Genomic DNA, 18,062 nt, shown 5'->3' with positions numbered 1-18,062 from the left:
GGGGCCGGATCGGCTTGCGGCCCCGGCGCGTCGACATCGCGTCGACATCGCATCGGCTTTCAGGCGGCGGGTTGGTCCGACTCGCCTGCTGCAGCGCTCCCGCCGATCCTGCGCACTCGCACGTAACGATTGCACGTCTTGCACGCCAGGGATATCCACGGCACACGGCACAGCGCGCCGATCGCGCCGCTACAATAACGGCAGACCAACCGCTGCCGGCGGCCCCACCGCCAAGTCCGAGACGACCTCGATGTCCACGCCTACGTCCCCGTCTTCCGCTGCGCCCGCGCCGCGCGCGCCGATGCTCTCCACCGCCGACGCCCTCGCCACGCTGCTTGCCGCGGCGCAGCCGCTCGCCGTCGCCGAAACGATTTCGACGTTCGATGCGCTGAACCGCGTGCTCGCCGAAGACGTCGTCTCGCCGCTCGACGTGCCGCCGATGCACACCAGCGCGATGGACGGCTACGCGGTGCGCGTGGCCGATCTCGCGCAGGGCAGCCGTCATCTGCCGGTCTCGCAGCGCATTCCCGCGGGCCACGCGCCACAGCCGCTCGCGGCGGGCACGGCGGCGCGCATCTTCACGGGCGCGACGGTGCCGCCGGGCGCGGACGCCGTGGTGATGCAGGAGCAGACCGAGGCCGCGCAAGGCGCCGTCACTTTTGTGCACACGCCCAAGGCGGGCGAATGGATCACGGCCCAGGGCGCGGATATCCGCAAGAACACGGTGATCCTGCCGGCGGGTACGCGTCTCACGCCGGCGGCGCTCGGGCTCGCGGCGTCGGTCGGCTGCGCCGCGCTCACCGTCGTGCGCCGCGTGAAGGTCGCGGTGTTCTTCACCGGCGACGAACTGACGATGCCGGGCGAGCCGCTCAGGCCCGGCGCGATCTACAACTCGAACCGCTTCACGCTCACGGGCCTCTTGCGTAACCTCGGCTGCGAAGTCACCGACTACGGCATCGTGCCGGACGAGCTCGACGTCACGCGCGCGACGCTGCGCGAGGCGGCCGCCGCCCACGACCTCATCCTCACCTCGGGCGGGGTCTCGGTCGGCGAAGAGGATCATGTGCGGCCCGCGGTCGAGGCCGAAGGCCGCATCAACCTGTGGCAGATCGCCATGAAACCGGGCAAGCCGCTCGCGTTCGGCGCGGTGAGCCGGGCGCAAGGGGCGACGGACGCGGCGGCCGGCGAGGCATTCTTCATCGGGCTGCCGGGCAACCCGGTGTCGAGCTTCGTCACCTTTCTGTTGTTCGTGCGGCCGTTTCTGCTGCGGCTCGCGGGCGCGACGCACGTGAGTCCGCGCGCGCTCTCGCTGCGCGCCGACTTCACCCAGGCGAAGAGCGACCGCCGCAACGAATTCCTGCGTGCGCGCGTGAACCCGGCTGGCGGTCTCGACCTGTTCCCGAACCAGAGTTCGGCGGTCCTGACCTCCACGGTCTGGGGCGACGGTCTCATCGATAATCCGCCCAATCACGCGATCAGCGCGGGCGAGACCGTGCGATTTATACCCTTCACCGAATTGCTGTACTGAAAAGCCCTGTTTGAAATACCGAGCGATGAAGATCCAGTTGAAATTTTTTGCGAGTGTGCGCGAGGCGCTTGGCGTCGCAGACGAAACGGTCACGCTGCCGGATGCCGTCGTGACGGTCGGCGACGTGCGCGGCTGGCTGCGTGCGCGCGGTGGTGTATGGGCCGAGACGCTGGCGGAAGGCCGCGCGCTGCGCATGGCCTGCAATCACGTGATGACGGATCCGCGCACGCGCATCACGGAGGGCTGCGAGGTGGCGTTTTTCCCGCCTGTGACGGGCGGCTGAGCGCAACAGGAGACTCACGATGCCCGTGCGCGTGCAAACGGAAGATTTCGACCTCACGACCGAGGTTGCGCAGCTGCGTGCGCGCAATCCGGCAATCGGCGCTGTGGCGTGCTTCGTCGGCACGGTGCGCGATCTGAACGACGGCAGCACGATCGCCTCGCTCGAGCTCGAGCACTACCCGGGCATGACCGAGAAGGCGCTGGAGGCGATCGTCGCAGAGGCGCAGCGGCGCTGGGCGGGCATCGAGGTGCTGATCGTGCACCGGGTGGGCAAGCTCGCGCCCCTCGACCAGATCGTGCTCGTCGCGACCACCTCGAAGCATCGCGGCGACGCCTTCGCGTCCTGCGAGTTCGTCATGGACTACCTCAAGACTGAGGCGCCGTTCTGGAAGAAGGAAGAGACGGAGCAGGGCGCACGCTGGGTCGACGCCCGCGAGAGCGACGATACGGCGCTGGCGCGCTGGGGCGTGGCTTCGGGGAATGCCTCGCGGGAATCCAGCTAGGCGTTCGTCCGCCGGGGCGAAGGGATGGATTCAGCTCACCCGTGCCCCTATCTAACGCAACTTCTAATCCAACCAATTAACGCAACTAACCGCCCATTCCGGCACCTCGCTCGAAGCAGATGCGCTCACTCTGCCGGCGTGCTCTCGTCCACATGCATCTGGCGGCCAACGAAACGGGCCGGAAACGGTTCTCCGGCCGGGCGCGTGGGCAGGTCGTGGCCGTGTCCGGGAGGGCGCCTGCGCGGCGCTACGCGATCGAGAAGCGCCTGTTGCTCGGGGGGAATCGTGTAGTCCCAGCCAAAGCGGCTGAGTTGCAGGCTTTGCGCAATCCGCAGCGCGGGTTCCATGAACTGCACCGCCGCCGCGGGCTCGTAGCGGGCCTGAACCGTATCGAGGAAAAGATAGAGCCAGCGGCTGAAATGCCGAGGCTCGACACCGGGCACCGGATCATGCGCCTGCTGCACATTGCCGCGGTAGCTTTTGGTGCCGAGCACGAGGCTCGACCAGAAGCGGCACATCTTGGGCAGATGTTCGTCCCACCGTCCGGCGAGCACGCCGTCGAATACCGGGCCGAGCATGGCGTCGTCGCGCACGCGGTCGTAGAACGCGTAGACGAGTTCGCGGACGTTCTCTTCGGTTGGCAGAGCGTGCAGTTCGGCAGCGGGGCGGATGTCGGGACGAGTCATTTGGGGCCTGGGCGATACCTGGAGTGCCTGGAGTAGGCGGCGGCGGGGCGCCGGCACGATGCGGCAGTGGGCCGCATGCAAGCTGCCAGGCACTGCGAAGTGACCATCGAAGCGACAATGATACCCAGTCCAGGCAAAACCTGCATGCTACCTGCATGTTATTGTATGGGATTCTGCCACCCGCATCCTCTGCGTCATCGCCATCGCCATGAGACTGACCGACTACACCGACTATTCGTTGCGCGTGATGTTGTATCTCGCGCTGCGTCGCGACAGCCTCGCCACGATCCAGGAGATTTCGGACGCCTACGGCGTTTCGAAGAATCATCTGATGAAAGTCGTGCAGCGCCTTGGCGAGCTTGGCTGGGTCGACACCGTACGCGGGCGCAATGGGGGCTTGCGGCTCGCGCCGGCTTCGCTCGATCTGAGCGTTGGCGCAGTCGTCCGTGAGACCGAGAGCGACTTCTCGCTCGTCGGCTGCTTTCCGGACGAACACGGCGACCGGCGTAGCTGCGTCATCGAGCCGCAGTGCCGGCTCAAGCACGCACTGGCGGCGGCGCGCGACGCGTTCCTCGCAGAACTCGACCGCCATACCATCGGCGAGCTGGCGCAGCCGGCAGGCGAACTGACCGGACTGCTCGGCCTCGCGCCGATCCAGTTCACGCCGCGCGCGCAGGCGGCTCGACCTGCGTCTTCGCGCGAGCATTGAAGCGCGCATCAGCGCGCCTCCCCATTTTTTCTTCTCTTTCGCGCCGCGGCACTCAACCGCGCGCGTCGGCTCGTGCCGCGGCGGCCGCCGCGCAGTCTTTCCCCTTTTTTTCACGCCTCGGCAGGCATTGCCGCTGGACGCTGTCCGCGCCCGAATCCCGCAAATCGGAAAAAATGACGCCAAAGCGCTTGAAACCGGCGCGTCCCCCCTCAAATTTGGTGACAGTCTAGAAATCTGGAGGCCTCGCATCAAATGAGAATCGACAAACTCACCACCAAGTTCCAGGAAGCCATCGCCGACGCGCAAAGCCTCGCGGTGGGCCACGATAACCAGTACATCGAGCCTGTTCACCTGCTGGCGGCGCTCGTCGCGCAGCAGGACGGCTCCGCGCGCTCGCTCATGTCGCGTGCGGGCGTGCAGGTCCAGGCGCTGCAGAACACGCTGAACGACGCCATCAACCGCTTGCCGCAGGTGCAGGGCACCGACGGCAACGTGCAGATCGGCCGCGAACTCACGGGTCTGCTCAATCAGGCCGACAAGGAAGCGCAGAAGCTCAACGACACGTACATCGCGAGCGAGATGTTCCTGCTCGCCGTTTCCGAGGACAAGGGCGAAGCGGGTCGTCTCGCGCGCCAGCACGGCTTGACGCGCAAGGCGCTCGAAGCCGCGATCGTCGCGGTGCGCGGCGGCGCTCAGGTGCACAGCCAGGACGCCGAGAGCCAGCGCGAAGCGCTCAAGAAGTACACCGTCGATCTGACCGAGCGCGCGCGTTCGGGCAAGCTCGACCCCGTGATCGGCCGCGACGACGAAATCCGCCGCTCGATCCAGATCCTGCAACGCCGCACCAAGAACAATCCGGTGCTGATCGGCGAGCCTGGCGTGGGCAAGACGGCCATCGTCGAAGGGCTCGCGCAGCGCATCGTCAACGGTGAAGTGCCCGAAACGCTCAAGGGCAAGCGCGTGCTCTCGCTCGATATGGCCGCGCTGCTCGCCGGCGCGAAATATCGCGGCGAGTTCGAGGAACGCCTGAAGGCCGTGCTCAACGACATCGCCAAGGACGAGGGGCAGACCATCGTCTTCATCGACGAAATTCACACGATGGTCGGCGCGGGCAAGGCCGAAGGCGCGATGGACGCGGGCAACATGCTCAAGCCGGCGCTGTCGCGCGGCGAACTGCATTGCATCGGCGCAACGACGCTCGACGAATATCGCAAGTACATCGAAAAGGACGCCGCGCTCGAACGCCGCTTCCAGAAGGTGCTCGTCGATGAACCGTCGGTCGAGGCGACCATCGCGATCCTGCGCGGCCTGAAGGAGAAGTACGAGCTGCACCACGGCGTGGAAATCACCGACCCGGCGATCGTCGCGGCGGCCGAACTCTCGCATCGCTATATCACCGACCGTTTCCTGCCGGACAAGGCCATCGACCTGATCGACGAAGCCGCTTCGAAGATCAAGATGGAAATCGACTCGAAGCCCGAAGCCATGGACAAGCTCGATCGCCGCCTGATCCAGCTGAAGATCGAGCGCGAGGCCGTCAAGAAGGAGAAGGACGAAGCGTCGCAAAAGCGTCTGCAGCTGATCGAGGAAGAGATCGACCGGCTGAGCCTCGAATATAAGGACCTCGAAGAGATCTGGACCACCGAGAAGGCCGCGGTGCAGGGCGGTGCGCAGATCAAGGAAGAGATCGACCGCGTGCGCGCGGAGATCAATCGCTTCCAGCGCGAAGGCAAGCTCGAGAAGGTGGCGGAACTGCAGTACGGCAAGCTGCCGGAACTCGAAGCGCAGCTCAAGCAGGTGGCGCTGGCCGAGGCGAACGAGCAGAACAACCCCACGCGGTTGCGCCTGCTGCGCACGCTCGTGGGCGCCGAGGAAATCGCGGAAGTCGTGTCGCGTTCGACCGGCATTCCGGTTTCGCGCATGATGCAGGGCGAGCGCGAAAAGCTGCTGCAAATCGAAGAGAAGCTGCACGAGCGCGTGGTGGGCCAGGACGAGGCCATTTCCGCCGTTGCCGACGCGATTCGCCGCTCGCGCGCCGGTCTCTCGGACCCGAACCGGCCGTACGGCTCGTTTCTGTTCCTCGGGCCGACGGGTGTGGGCAAGACCGAGTTGTGCAAGGCGCTGGCGGGCTTCCTGTTCGATTCGGAGGATCACCTCATCCGCATCGACATGAGCGAGTTCATGGAGAAGCACAGCGTGGCGCGCTTGATCGGCGCGCCGCCGGGATACGTGGGCTACGAAGAAGGCGGCTATCTGACCGAGGCCGTGCGCCGCAAGCCGTATAGCGTGATCCTGCTCGACGAAGTCGAAAAGGCGCACCCGGACGTGTTCAACGTGCTGCTGCAGGTGCTCGACGACGGCCGCATGACCGATGGCCAGGGCCGCACCGTCGACTTCAAGAACACCGTGATCGTGATGACGTCCAACCTCGGTTCGCACCTGATTCAGGCGATGGCGGGCGAGCCGCAGGAAGCCGTGAAGGACGCCGTATGGAACGAAGTGAAGCAGCAGTTCCGCCCCGAGTTCCTGAACCGGATCGACGAGGTCGTGGTGTTCCATGCGCTCGATCGCTCGAATATCGAGTCGATTGCGAAGATCCAGCTGCAGCGTCTGCGCGAGCGTCTGGAGAAGCTCGACATGGAGCTCATGGTGTCGGACGAGGCGCTGGGCCAGATCGCCAAGGTCGGCTACGACCCGCTGTTCGGCGCACGGCCGCTCAAGCGCGCGATTCAGCAGGAGATCGAGAACCCGGTCGCCAAGCTGATCCTCGCCGGCAAGTTCGGACCGAAGGATGTGATTCCCGTCGATGTGCACGACGGCAAGTTCGTGTTCGAGCGCGTGGTGCACTAAGGCGAGCAGCAAGCCTCGGGTGAGGCGCGTGCCGGCAGGCGCGCGCCGGGCCGAAAACGAAAAGGGCAGCGGAGCGATCCGCTGCCCTTTTTTCATGCAAAAAGGACGCTTACGCCTGCTTGTTGCCGCCGCCGAACAGCGACGCAAGCCCGCCAAGCGTGCCGAGCACGCTCTCGGTGTTGATCTGGCCGCCCTGCGGCACTTCGCCATTCGGCGTACCCGCGTTGACCACGTGCGGCAGCACCTGGGCGAGCAGCCCGCTTACCTGGTCGGGCTGCATGCCGACCTTCTGCGCGAGACCCGAGACGACGTCCGAGCCGAGGACGTTGTGCAGTTGATCTGCCGAAACAGGCTGGTTCTCGCCGTTGCCGACCCACGACTGCACTACGTCGCCGAGGCCGCCTTGCTGGAACTTCTCGATCAGGCCGTTCAGCCCGCCTGGCTGGTTGTTGACGAACTCCATCGCAGCGGCGAGGAGCTGGGCCTGGCCGCCGCCTTGCTGCTGCGACTGCGAACCGAGCAGGGAACCGAGGGTATCTAGCAGACTCATGACGATCTCTCTGGATGATGGCCGCGTCGGGGGACGCGGCCGGTAAGTCGGACGGCGCACGCGGCGCCGCGATTCGAGGCCCGGCGCGCGGCTTGCACGCGCCGGACGTTGGCGGCAATCAGGCGCCGGAAGCGGCCGCGGCGGAAGCTGCCTTGTCCTTCTTCGACTTCTTCGTTTTTTTCGCCTTCGTATCGGATGCCGAGGCCGGCGCCGCCGCAGCGGAGCCCGCTTCGGGCGCACTGGCGGCCGCGGCTGCCTTGTCCTTCTTGCTCTTGTGCTTCGACTTGCCCGCGGCCGTGTCCGAGGCGGCTTGCGCCGGGGTCGCGGCCGCCGGCGTCTGCGCCGTCATCGGATTGGCCGTGGTAGCGGCGGGGGCGGCGCTCGTGGCAGCGGCGCTCTTGCCGCCGCTTTTGCTGTTTTGCGCGCTAGCCGTCTTGCCCGCCGGCGGCGCCGAGGAGCCGTTGATCGTAAGCCCCGCCGCTTCGAGATTCTGCACCGACTTGGGGCCAATGCCCTTGACGCGGTTCACGAGGTCGTCGGCGTCCTTGAACGGGCCGTTCTTCGTGCGTTCGTCGATGATCGCCCTGGCGTGGACGGGGCCGATGCCCTTGACCGATTCGAGCGCGGTTTCGTCGGCGGTGTTCACTTCCACGGCTGCGGCGACCACGGCGGACAGCGACAGGCCGATTGCGAGGAACAGCATCAGCAGCTTCTTGAGCATGGCAATCACTCCATTGAGGGCATTTTTAGGTGAGCCGGGAACGGACGACGCGTCCAGCGCAGGGGGCTGCGGTACAAGAATAGGCCAGATGGCGTATTCGTGGATCGCGAGCGCTCGATTTATACCGGCCGACGTGTGGCAAGTAAATCGCGCCGCACAATATTTAATACTTTTGTGCAATCGCGCGACGCGAAACGCGCGGCTTTCGGCTCAAGCCGGCTCAAATGCGATGAGGCCCGACGATGGCGAGCTTCGCCATGCGCCGGTAGAGCGTCGCGCGCGAGATGCCTAGCGCCTGCGCGGCGGCGTTCGGACGCCAGCGGTGGGCCGTGAGCGCCGCGACGATGCGTGCGCGCTCGTCCTCGTCGGAGCGCAGCGACGCTGGCTGCGCTGGCGGGATAGCGGCTGGGGAGCAGGGCGTCACGGGCGGCGCGAGTTGCGGCAGGCTCGCCGCGAGATCCGAGCTCAGGTGCCGCGCTTCGACCAACACTGTGTCGCATACGGCGCATGCGTAGCGCATCGCATTGCGCAGCTGCCGCAGGTTGCCGGGCCACGCGAATTTCGCGAGCCGCGCAGCGAGCGTGGCGTCGAGCGCAAGCGGCCGGCCGGCGGCCTGTGCTTCTTCCGCGAAGACCGTGTCGATGAGCATCGCGATGTCGCGCCGCTCGCGCAGCGGCGCAAGCGTGAGCACGGCGCCGCTCAAGCGGTAGTAGAGATCGTCGCGGAATGCGCCTGCACTCGCCATCTGCGCGAGGTCCCGGTGCGTTGCGCAGACCACGTCGATGTCGACGCGCACCGGCGTTTCGCTCCCGAGCGGCAGGACTTCGCCTTCGGCCAGCACGCGCAACAGGCGGGTCTGCAGCGCGAGCGGCATATCGCCGATCTCGTCGAGAAAGAGCGTGCCGCCGTCGGCCATTGCGATCTTGCCGCGCGCGCCGTGTCTGCGCGCGCCCGTAAACGCGCCCGGCGCATAGCCGAACAGTTCGCTCTCGATCAGCGACTCGGGCAGCGCCCCGCAGTTCACCGCGATGAACGGGCGATTGCGTCGCGCACTGGCGTCGTGAATGGCGCGAGCGAACACTTCCTTGCCGGCGCCGGTTTCGCCGAGCAGCAGGATCGGCAGGCGCTTGCCCGCCACGCGCTGCGCGATGCGCGCGTTCTCGGCCACGCGCGCGTCGGCGCTGCGCAGGAAGGGGCCGAGCGCGCTGCGGTCGTATTCGTGCGCGTCGGCGGCGTCGCGCCGTAGCGGCATGGCGCCATGCGCCGCGCCGCCGCCGTGGCCGCTGCGTGCGCTGTGTCCGCCGTAACCGTTGGTTCCGAGCGGCGCGCGAATGCGCGCGTACAGCATCGAGCCGTTCGCGCGCAGGCGCAGCGCAGCGATGGTTTCGACGCGCCCGATGTCGCGCAAGTGCACGTGCGACGAATCGAAGATCTCGTCGATGTGACGCGGTCCGTCCAGACAAGGCATGCATTCGCGCGCGCGCCGGTTCGCGGCGACCACGTTGCCGTTCTCGTCGAAGGCAATCAGCAGCTCGGGCTGCGCTTCCACGTAATTGCGATTCTGGTGACCGAAGAGTATCCAGCACGACGCGAGGCGATGCAGGAAATAACCGTCTTCGATGAGCGTGGCGCTCTGGCGCACGAGCTGGTTGACGATGCGCTGGCTCTCGCGATTGTCGGGCGACTGCACGGCCGACGCATCGAGTACGCCGATCAGCTCGCCGCCCGGCGCGAAGATCGGCGCGGCGCTACACGTGAGCGTGGTAAACGCGGCGCGGAAATGGTCGGTCTTGTGCACCGTGATGGGCGCGAGATCGGTGAGCACGTTCGCGATGCCGCAGGTGCCTTCCTCGCTCTCGGACCAGCACGAGCCGATATAGAGCCCCGCGTGCTTGAAGTCGTTGCGGCGCTCGCGGTCGAGGCGGTAGTCGATGGTCACGCCGTGCGCATCGCTCAGCATCACGCAGTAATCGGCTTCGCGCACCATGTCGTGCAGCCGCGTGAGACATTGGCCCGAGGCGCGCAGAAAGGACTCTTCGCGATCGCGGATCTCGCGCAGCTCGGCGGCGCTCAGCACGCGCGGGCCGATCACGGAGCCGGGGTCCAGCTGATAGCGCTCGAACGAGCGCTGCCACGACGAGACGAGGCGTGGCGAATCGGACGGCGCGGGAAGCCGGCCTTCTACGGCGCCGCGCACGCGCTCGGCGTGCCGGGTAGACGCAAGGGCGTAAGGCATGAGCGGTTCCAGACGATGGCTCGCAAAGAGCGTCGGGGTAAAGTCGGATTACGTCGGACCGGAAAGCGTTCGGCGGGAGTCTTTTGTAGCACATCCTTTGCGCGCGATCACACCGCAGCGCAGCATGCGAGACGGCTGAGACGATCGTCTCAGCGTGTCGCGTCTCACATTCCGGCGTGGTGGACAGGGGTGCCCGGTCGCCGCTCAGGCACGCCACGCGGGACGATGTGGGCTCTGCGTCGCGCGGGCGGCCGGCGGCGCGAGACAGCGGCTGAGACGCCGCGCGCGACGCCAATCGTGCCGGCGCCATGGCGTGCGATTGCCGCAGAACCCCGCAGAACCCCGTCACGCGGCCTTCTGCGCGGATGCATCGCGTCGTCGACGTCATTGGCATGACGCTTGCAGAGTGTGCTGGCACAAGCGGCGCGCGGCAATGCAAAGTGCGACGCCATCAGGAGACAAGACCCGTGACGACGCCCGTGACCGTAGGCGTGATCGCGAACCCCGCATCGGGCCGCGATATCCGCCGTCTCACTTCGCATGCATCCGTCTTTCCCACGGCCGAGAAGGCGAACATGGTCGTGCGCCTGCTCGCGGGCCTGGGCGCGCTCGGCGTGGCGCGCGTGCTCACGCTGCGCGACAACACCGGCGTGGCCGCGCTGCTCCTGCGCGCGATCGGGACGCACGCGGCCATTGCCGCGCACGAGCCCTGGCCCGAGGTCGTGTTCGTCGATCTGCCCGTGAGCGAAAGCGTCGCCGATACGCACGCCGGCGTCGATTACATGGTGCGTGAGGAAGTCGCGCTGATCGCGGTGCTGGGCGGCGACGGCACCCATCGCGCCGTCGCCGCGCATTGCGGCGCGACGCCGCTGCTCGCGCTCTCCACCGGTACCAACAACGCCTTTCCCGAACTGCGCGAGGCTACCGTCGCGGGCCTCGCGGGCGCGCTCGTCGCGACCGGCGCGGTGCCCGCGGAGGCGGCGCTATCGCGCAACAAGCGGCTCGTCGCGCGCTGCGTGGAAGGGCCGTCGCGCGGGCGCGAGGAAATCGCGCTGGTCGACATTTGCGTGGCGCGTCAGCTGTTCATCGGTGCGCGCGCGATTTCAGAAAGTTCGGATATCGAATCGCTTTTTCTGGCCTTTGCGCCGCCCGACGGCATCGGTCTCTCGTCGATTGGCGGGGCATGGGCGCCGGTCGGGCGCGATGCGGCACACGGCCTGCACATGACGTTCGCCCAGCCGGGCGCGCCCGAGGGCAGCGGTGCGGGCGTACCGTTGCTCGCGCCGATTGCGCCGGGCCGCGTCGAGCGCCTGACGATGCGCACCTGCCAGCGCCTCGAAGTCGGCGTGGCGCTGCCGCTCGAAGCGGACCACGGCACGCTCGCGTTCGACGGCGAGCGTGAGATCGAACCGGCGCGCGGCGACCGCTATGAAGTGACGCTCGACTGGAACGGTCCGCTGACCGTCGATGTCGCGCGCACGCTGCGTTATGCGGCGTCGCACCAGTTGCTGCGCGAGGCCGCCGCGCGTGCCTAGCGATCTGGCTTGCTTCCTCCACTCGTAACCGAAAGAAGGAGACATCAGCATGGATACACCCCTGAAAGGCCAGGTCGCGATCGTGACTGGCGGCGCACGCGGCATCGGCCGCGGCATTGCGCTCACGCTCGCCCAGGCCGGCGCAGACGTGCTGCTCGCGGATCTGCTCGAAGAACCGCTTGCCGCGACTGCGGATGAAATACGGGCGTTAGGCAGACGCGCCGCCTTCGCCAAGGTCGACGTCACCCAGGCTGTTCAGCTCGAAGGGATGGTCTCGCAGGCGCTCTCCGAACTCGGCGGCCTCGATATTCTCGTGAACTGCGCCGGCGTGATTTCCATTAGTCCGGTCTCCGAATTAACGGAACGGGACTGGGACTTCGTCATGAACGTGAACGCAAAGGGCGTGTTCCTCGGCTGCAAGGCTGCGTTGCCGCATTTCCGTACCCGGAAGCGCGGGCGGATCATCAACGTCGCTTCGATCGCGGGCAAGGAAGGTTTCCCGAATCTCGCGCACTACAGTGCCTCGAAATTCGCAGTGGTCGGTTTCACCAACGCGCTCGCCAAGGAGGTCGCGCGCGAAGGCATCACCGTGAACGCGATTTGCCCCGGCATCGTGCGCACGTATATGTGGGACCGGCTCTCCGACGAATGGAAGACGCAAGGCGAGAGCATCGAAGAATCCTGGCAGCGCCATCAGCTCACGCTGATCCCGCAGGGCCGCGCGCAAACGCCGGAGGACATGGGACGGCTCGCCCTGTTCTTCGCGACCATGGACAACGTCACGGGCCAGTCGGTGAACGTCGACGGCGGTTTCACTTTTCACTAGGAGCAGTGGCATTTCCCGCAGCAGGCTAATCCAGAGCGGTACAGCGTCGTATATCCAGGAGACAACCATGTCACTTCAGTTGAACAAGGAGCAGTTGCTCACCGCGTATCGCTCGATGCGCACGATCCGCGAGTTCGAGGAACGGCTGCACGTCGAATTCGCAACTGGCGAGATTCCGGGATTCGTGCACCTGTACGCGGGCGAGGAGGCGTCCGCGGTCGGCACGATGAGCCACTTGAACGACACCGATTACGTCGCCACCACGCACCGGGGCCACGGCCACTGCATCGCCAAGGGCGTGGACGTGCGCGAGATGATGGCCGAGATCTATGGCCGGGCCACGGGTTCGTGCCGCGGCAAAGGCGGCTCGATGCATATCGCCGATCTGTCGAAGGGCATGCTCGGCGCGAACGGCATCGTGGGCGCGGGCGGTCCGCTCACCTGCGGCGCGGCGCTCGCCGCGAGGCAGAAGAAGACCGGCGGCGTGGGCGTGTGCTTCTTCGGCGATGGCGCGTCGAACCAGGGGGTGATCTTCGAGTCGATGAATCTCGCCTCCGTGTGGCGCCTGCCGGTGATCTTCGTCGCGGAGAACAACGGCTATGCCGAGGCGACGTCTTCCACATGGTCGGTCGCGGCCGACAACATCGCGGACCGCGCGAACGGCTTCGGCATGCCGGGCGTGATCGTCGACGGCTTCGACTTTTTCGCCGTGTACGAGGCCTTGGGCGAAGCCATTGCACGAGCGCGCAACGGCGGCGGTCCGACGCTCGTGGAGATGAAACTCTCGCGCTATTTCGGCCACTTCGAAGGCGATGCGCAAACCTACCGCGCCCCTGGCGAAGTGCAGAAACTGCGCGAAGAAAAGGACTGTCTCAAGCGCTTCGAAGAACGCGTGGTGCGCGCCGAACTCGCGAGCAGCGACGATCTGCGCAAGGTGGACGCCGAAGTGAAGCAACTGATCGACGATGCCGTGACGCAGGCCAAGGCCGCGCCATTGCCGCTCGCCGAAGCGCTGCTCACCGACGTGTACGTGTCGTACCCTTGAGCGCCGGTCGCTCAGGTCATCAGGATTCCAGATCAAGGAGACGAAAATGGCACGGAAAATCACCTATTCGCAGGCCATCAACGAAGCGCTGGCCCAGGAGATGGGCCGCGACGAGAGCGTGATCGTGATGGGCGAAGACAATGCGGGCGGCGCGGGCGCGCCCGGCGAGCAGGACGCATGGGGCGGCGTGCTCGGCGTGACGAAGGGCCTTTACGGCAAGTTCCCCGGACGCGTGCTCGATACGCCGCTCTCGGAAGGCGGCTTTATCGGCACGGCAGTGGGCGCAGCGGCATGCGGCATGCGGCCGGTCGCGGAGCTGATGTTCATCGATTTCATGGGCGTGTGCTTCGACCAGATCTTCAACCAGGCGGCGAAGTTCCGCTACATGTTTGGCGGCAAGGCGGTCACGCCGGTCGTGATTCGCACCATGTACGGCGCGGGCCTGCGTGCGGCTGCGCAGCACTCGCAGATGCTCACCTCGCTCTTCACGCATATTCCCGGGCTGAAGGTCGTGTGCCCGGCCACGCCCTATGACGCCAAGGGCCTCATGATCGAGGCGATTCGCGACAACGATCCCGTGATCTTCTGCGAGCACAAGCTGCTCTACACGATGGAAGGCGACGTTCCGGAGGAATCCTATTCGATTCCGTTCGGCGAGGCCAACATCGTGCGCGATGGCGACGACGTCACGATCGTCACGTATGGACGCATGGTCCACTACGCGCTCGATGCCGCGCAGAAGCTCGCGAAAGACGGCATCGAGGCGGACGTGATCGATCTGCGCACCACGTCGCCGCTCGACGAGGAAACGATCCTCGAAAGCGCACGCCGCACGGGCCGGGTCGTCGTCGTGGACGAAGCGAACCCGCGCTGCTCGATCGCAACCGAAATCGCCGCGCTCGTCGGCCAGAAAGCGTTCAAGGATCTGAAGGCGCCGGTCGGCATGGTCACGGCGCCGCATACGCCGGTGCCGTTCGCGGCATCGCTGGAAGACCTCTACATCCCCTCGGCAGACAAGATCGCCGAAGCCGCGCGCGCAGCAAGGAGCTGAAGTCATGCCGATTCACATGATCACGATGCCCAAATGGGGCCTGTCGATGGAGCAGGGCCAGGTGAACGGCTGGCTCAAGTCGCCGGGCGACAAGGTCAGCAAGGGCGATGAACTGCTCGACGTGGAATCCGACAAGATCGCGTCGGGCGTGGAATGTGCGTTCGAGGGCGTGTTGCGGCGGCAGATCGCGCAGGAGGGCGACACGCTGCCGGTGGGCGCGCTGCTGGGCGTGGTCGCCGATGCCGAAGCGGCCGACGCGGATATCGACGCCGCGGTGGCCGAGTTCCAGCGCGACTTCGTGCCTGCGCAGGCGGGCGACGCCGACGCGGGGCCACAGCCGGAGAAGTCGCAAATCGGCGGCAGGACCGTGCGCTACCTGAAGCAGGGGGAAGGCGAGGGCGTGCCTGTCGTGCTGATCCACGGCTTTGGCGGCGATCTCAACAACTGGCTCTTCAACCACACCGATCTCGCGGCGCAGCGCACCGTCTGGGCGCTCGATCTGCCGGGGCACGGCGAGTCGGGCAAGGCGCTCGAGAGCGGGAGCCTCGACGAGCTTGCGCAGAGCGTGATCGCGTTCCTCGACGCGCAGAAGATCGACCGGGCGCATCTCGTCGGGCACTCGCTGGGCGGTGCGGTGGCCATGGCGGTGGCCGGGCAGGCGCCCGGGCGCGTGGCGTCGCTGGCGCTGATTTCCAGCGCGGGTCTGGGCAGCGAGATCGACGGCGCGTATATCGAGGGCTTCGTCGCGGCGGCGAACCGCAATGCGCTCAGGCCGCACGTGACGAAGCTGTTCGCCGATCCCGCACTGGTCACGCGTCAGCTCGTCGAAGACCTCGTGAAGTACAAGCGGCTCGAAGGCGTGCAGGCCGCGCTCGGCCAGATCGCAGGGCAGGCGTTCGAAGGCGGCGCGCAGCGGCGCGTGTTCCGCGAGCGTATCGCCTCGCTCGCGCCGCGCGCGCTCGTGATCTGGGGCGAGTCCGACCAGATCATTCCGGCGCGCCATGCGCAGGGGTTGCCGTCGCAGGTGCGCGTGGAGGTGATCGCGGGCAAGGGGCACATGGTGCAGATGGAGGCGGCGCAGGAGGTCAATCGCCTGCTCAAGGCCTTTTTCGACGAAGGAGCCTGAGCATGGAGGCCGCCACGTCTCAAACGTCCCATGTGTCGAGCACGGCGCTCGGTCAGGAGGGGCTGCGCAGCCGCGAGAAGCTCGCGCGGATTCCGGTGAAGATCGTGCCGCCCGCCGGAAGCGACGCGGTCCTGCCGAAGCCGCCCTGGCTGCGCGCACGGCCGCTCATGAGCGAGACCGTAGCGGGCGTGGCGGCCGTATTGCGCGAGCACCGGCTTCATTCGGTATGCGAAGAAGCCATGTGCCCGAACATCGGCGAATGCTTTGCGCAGCGCACCGCGACTTTCATGATCATGGGCGGGCTTTGCACGCGGCGCTGCCCGTTCTGCGACGTCGCTCACGGACGGCCCGCGCCGCTCGACGAGGGTGAGCCCGCGCGCCTGGCGGCGGCCGTCGCGGCGCTGGGCTTGCGCCACGTCGTCATCACATCGGTCGATCGCGATGACTTGCGCGACGGCGGCGCGGCGCACTTCGCGCGCTGCATCGCACAGGTGCGCGAGCGTGTGCCGGGGATCGGCGTCGAGGTGCTGACGCCCGATTTTCGTGGGCGAATTGCGCGCGCGCTCGAGGCGCTCTCACACGCGTGGCCCGACGTGTTCAATCACAACCTCGAGACCGTGCCCGCGCTCTATCGCGCAGCGCGGCCGGGTGCGGACTATCGCGGCTCGCTCGACCTGCTGGCGCGCGCCAAAACGGCCAACGGCGCGCTCGTCACGAAGTCGGGGCTGATGGTGGGGCTGGGGGAAACCGACGAGGCGTTGCTCGCGACCATGCGCGACCTGCGCGAGCATCGCGTAGACGTGCTGACGATCGGGCAGTATCTCGCGCCATCGAAGTTTCATTTGCCGGTGAAGCGCTACATGCATCCCGACGAATTTGCCGGGTTGCGCGCGGCGGGTCTCGCGATGGGGTTCAGCGAAGTCGTGGCGGGGCCGCTCGTCCGTTCCTCGTATCATGCGGCCCAGACCGTGGAGGCGGCGCGGCAGGCCGAGGCGGGGTAAGTCGAGTTTGCAACTAACCGCCGAGTGCATCTCGCGGCAACGGGCTACGCGCGCTCGCGCAAAAATCGCGTACTCACCCGCGAGAGATAAAACAGGAGTCCAGCGCCGGCGATCAGGAGGCTCGCCATGTTGGCGAGCCAGAACCCGCGCGCGCCCGTCGCCCAGGCGGGCATCGTGCCGGTCACGTCGAAGCCCAGCGCGTAGCCGCCGCCGAGCCCCACGCCCCAGAGCGCGAGCGCATAGATGAGGGTCGGCACGACCGCGACCTTATAGGCTCGCAAAGCGAAGGCCGTGGTGATCTGCAGGGCGTCGAACACGTGATAGCAGGTGACGATGGCGACGAGCGGCATGGCCGCGACCGCCACGGCGGGGTCCGGCGTATAGCCGCCGATGATGAGCGGGCGCAGCACGAACACGATTGCGCCGTAGCAGCAGGCAATTGCCACGGCCGTCGCCACGCCGTGCCGCGCGAGCGTGCGCGCCTCGGCCGGGCGCTCGCCGCCCAGCGCCTGGGCGACGAGCGTCGAGGTCGCCACGCCGATCGAAAGCGGCGTCATGTAGAGCACCGCGCCGATGTTGCCGGCGATCTGATGTCCGGCGAGCGTGGTCGTGCCCATGCGCGCGATGAAGATCGCCATGAACGTGTACGACGTCACTTCGATGAGGTACGAAAGCCCCATCGGAATGCCGAGCTTGAGCAGCTCGGCCTGGCGTTTCCACTCGGGCCAGCAGAAGTGCTTGAAGATCTCGAACGGCTCGAACACGTCCACTCGCGTGAACGCGACAGCCGCGCACAACGCGAGCGCCCAGTTGATCGAGGTGCTCGCGAGCGCGCAGCCCGGGCCGCCGAGCGCCGGCACGCCGAGGCCGCCGAAGATGAGCCACGTGTTGAGCGGCACCTTGAGCACGAGCGCGCCGACCTGCAGGAACATGACGAGGCGCGGCCGGCCCACGGCATTGGCGAGCGAACTGTAGATGCGAAAGGCGAGCGCCGCGGGCAACCCGAACGAGAGCAGCCGCAGATAGCCGACGGTGCGCTCGCGCAGCGCCTCGGGCGCGTGCGCGAGGTCGAGCAGCGGGCCGGGAAAGTAGAGGATCGCGAAGCCGATCGCCATCAGCACGAGCGCGAGCCAGAACGCCTGGCGCACCTCGAGGCCGATCTCCGTGTCCTTGCGCGCGCCATAGAGCTGCGCCGCAACGGGCTGCAGCGCGCTGAGAATGCCCGTGAGGGCGATGTAGACCGAGACGTAGATCGACGACCCGAGGCCGAGCGCGGCGAGGTCGAGCGCCGAGTAGCGGCCGACCATCGCGGTGTCGATCACGCCGAACGCGATGATCGCGAGCTGGCCGACCAGCACCGGCCACGCCAGCGCGGCGATGCGCCGGACGTCGCCGGCGAGCGTCGTCGTCACC

Annotated in this window: 16 protein-coding genes; 11 read left to right on the top strand and 5 right to left on the bottom strand. The window is 67.0% G+C overall.

Annotated elements, in window-relative coordinates; genetic code table 11:
• The first annotated feature begins 301 nt into the window (after nt 1-301).
• From C7411_RS11575 to C7411_RS11565, 3 genes are read left to right on the top strand one after another with little or no spacing between them, the layout of a single operon-like run.
• Nucleotides 302-1,528, top strand: a complete 1,227-nt coding sequence (locus C7411_RS11575) for a molybdopterin molybdotransferase MoeA (protein WP_110384453.1) — start codon at nt 302-304, stop codon at nt 1,526-1,528.
• 25 nt (nt 1,529-1,553) lie between these two features.
• Nucleotides 1,554-1,811, top strand: a complete 258-nt coding sequence (gene moaD / locus C7411_RS11570) for a molybdopterin converting factor subunit 1 (RefSeq protein ID WP_042268652.1) — start codon at nt 1,554-1,556, stop codon at nt 1,809-1,811.
• 19 nt (nt 1,812-1,830) lie between these two features.
• Nucleotides 1,831-2,313: a molybdenum cofactor biosynthesis protein MoaE gene (locus C7411_RS11565; protein ID WP_110384452.1), complete on the top strand. Its 483-nt coding sequence runs from the start codon at nt 1,831-1,833 to the stop codon at nt 2,311-2,313.
• Between the two features lie 125 nt (nt 2,314-2,438).
• Here C7411_RS11565 and C7411_RS11560 read toward each other — a convergent pair whose 3' ends face one another.
• Complete coding sequence (locus tag C7411_RS11560) at nt 2,439-2,999, bottom strand: group III truncated hemoglobin (protein ID WP_110384451.1); 561 nt, start codon at nt 2,997-2,999, stop codon at nt 2,439-2,441.
• 208 nt (nt 3,000-3,207) lie between these two features.
• Between C7411_RS11560 and C7411_RS11555 the strand changes: the two genes are divergently transcribed.
• Entirely contained in the window at nt 3,208-3,708 is a 501-nt protein-coding gene (locus C7411_RS11555) for an Rrf2 family transcriptional regulator (protein ID WP_110384450.1), read from the top strand.
• A gap of 252 nt (nt 3,709-3,960) precedes the next feature.
• The gene (gene clpB, locus C7411_RS11550; protein ID WP_110384449.1) at nt 3,961-6,558 is read left to right on the top strand and encodes an ATP-dependent chaperone ClpB; all 2,598 of its coding nucleotides are present in this window, start codon (nt 3,961-3,963) and stop codon (nt 6,556-6,558) included.
• 109 nt (nt 6,559-6,667) lie between these two features.
• Here clpB and C7411_RS11545 read toward each other — a convergent pair whose 3' ends face one another.
• The 3 genes from C7411_RS11545 to C7411_RS11535 all read right to left on the bottom strand — a co-directional run bounded on the left by C7411_RS11545 (nt 6,668) and on the right by C7411_RS11535 (nt 10,065).
• Nucleotides 6,668-7,168: a YidB family protein gene (locus tag C7411_RS11545; RefSeq protein WP_480285499.1), complete on the bottom strand. Its 501-nt coding sequence runs from the start codon at nt 7,166-7,168 to the stop codon at nt 6,668-6,670.
• Nucleotides 7,169-7,226: 58 nt separating this feature from the next.
• On the bottom strand, nt 7,227-7,829 hold the full coding sequence (locus C7411_RS11540; RefSeq protein ID WP_110384447.1) for a ComEA family DNA-binding protein: 603 nt from the start codon (nt 7,827-7,829) through the stop codon (nt 7,227-7,229).
• A 220-nt stretch (nt 7,830-8,049) separates the two neighbouring features.
• Nucleotides 8,050-10,065, bottom strand: a complete 2,016-nt coding sequence (locus tag C7411_RS11535; protein WP_110384446.1) for a sigma-54-dependent Fis family transcriptional regulator — start codon at nt 10,063-10,065, stop codon at nt 8,050-8,052.
• A 467-nt stretch (nt 10,066-10,532) separates the two neighbouring features.
• Here C7411_RS11535 and C7411_RS11530 point away from each other — a divergent pair, with 467 nt between their 5' ends.
• The 6 genes from C7411_RS11530 (at nt 10,533) to lipA (ending at nt 16,649) form a co-directional block, all read left to right on the top strand.
• A complete protein-coding gene (locus tag C7411_RS11530) occupies nt 10,533-11,600 on the top strand; it encodes an ATP-NAD kinase family protein (protein ID WP_110384445.1) in 1,068 nt (355 codons plus the stop codon).
• A gap of 49 nt (nt 11,601-11,649) precedes the next feature.
• Nucleotides 11,650-12,426, top strand: coding sequence for an SDR family NAD(P)-dependent oxidoreductase (locus C7411_RS11525; protein ID WP_110384444.1), 777 nt, complete (start codon nt 11,650-11,652; stop codon nt 12,424-12,426).
• A 67-nt stretch (nt 12,427-12,493) separates the two neighbouring features.
• Nucleotides 12,494-13,471 carry a thiamine pyrophosphate-dependent dehydrogenase E1 component subunit alpha gene (locus C7411_RS11520; RefSeq protein ID WP_110384443.1) on the top strand — a complete coding sequence of 326 codons (978 nt, stop codon included), beginning with the start codon at nt 12,494-12,496 and terminating at the stop codon, nt 13,469-13,471.
• Between the two features lie 46 nt (nt 13,472-13,517).
• Nucleotides 13,518-14,522, top strand: a complete 1,005-nt coding sequence (locus C7411_RS11515; RefSeq protein WP_110384442.1) for an alpha-ketoacid dehydrogenase subunit beta — start codon at nt 13,518-13,520, stop codon at nt 14,520-14,522.
• A 4-nt stretch (nt 14,523-14,526) separates the two neighbouring features.
• Entirely contained in the window at nt 14,527-15,648 is a 1,122-nt protein-coding gene (locus tag C7411_RS11510; protein ID WP_110384441.1) for an acetoin dehydrogenase dihydrolipoyllysine-residue acetyltransferase subunit, read from the top strand.
• Between the two features lie 2 nt (nt 15,649-15,650).
• Entirely contained in the window at nt 15,651-16,649 is a 999-nt protein-coding gene (gene lipA, locus C7411_RS11505; protein ID WP_110384440.1) for a lipoyl synthase, read from the top strand.
• Between the two features lie 44 nt (nt 16,650-16,693).
• On the opposite strand, the gene C7411_RS11500 is transcribed toward lipA, so the two are convergent.
• Nucleotides 16,694-18,061: an MATE family efflux transporter gene (locus C7411_RS11500; RefSeq protein WP_243413124.1), complete on the bottom strand. Its 1,368-nt coding sequence runs from the start codon at nt 18,059-18,061 to the stop codon at nt 16,694-16,696.
• Nucleotide 18,062: the final 1 nt, after the last annotated feature.

Origin of the sequence: Paraburkholderia silvatlantica (assembly GCF_003096715.1) — a bacterium.
Taxonomy (GTDB): domain Bacteria; phylum Pseudomonadota; class Gammaproteobacteria; order Burkholderiales; family Burkholderiaceae; genus Paraburkholderia; species Paraburkholderia silvatlantica.
Note: the sequence above shows the minus strand (reverse complement) of the source record. Positions and strands in the feature narration are given on the sequence as shown.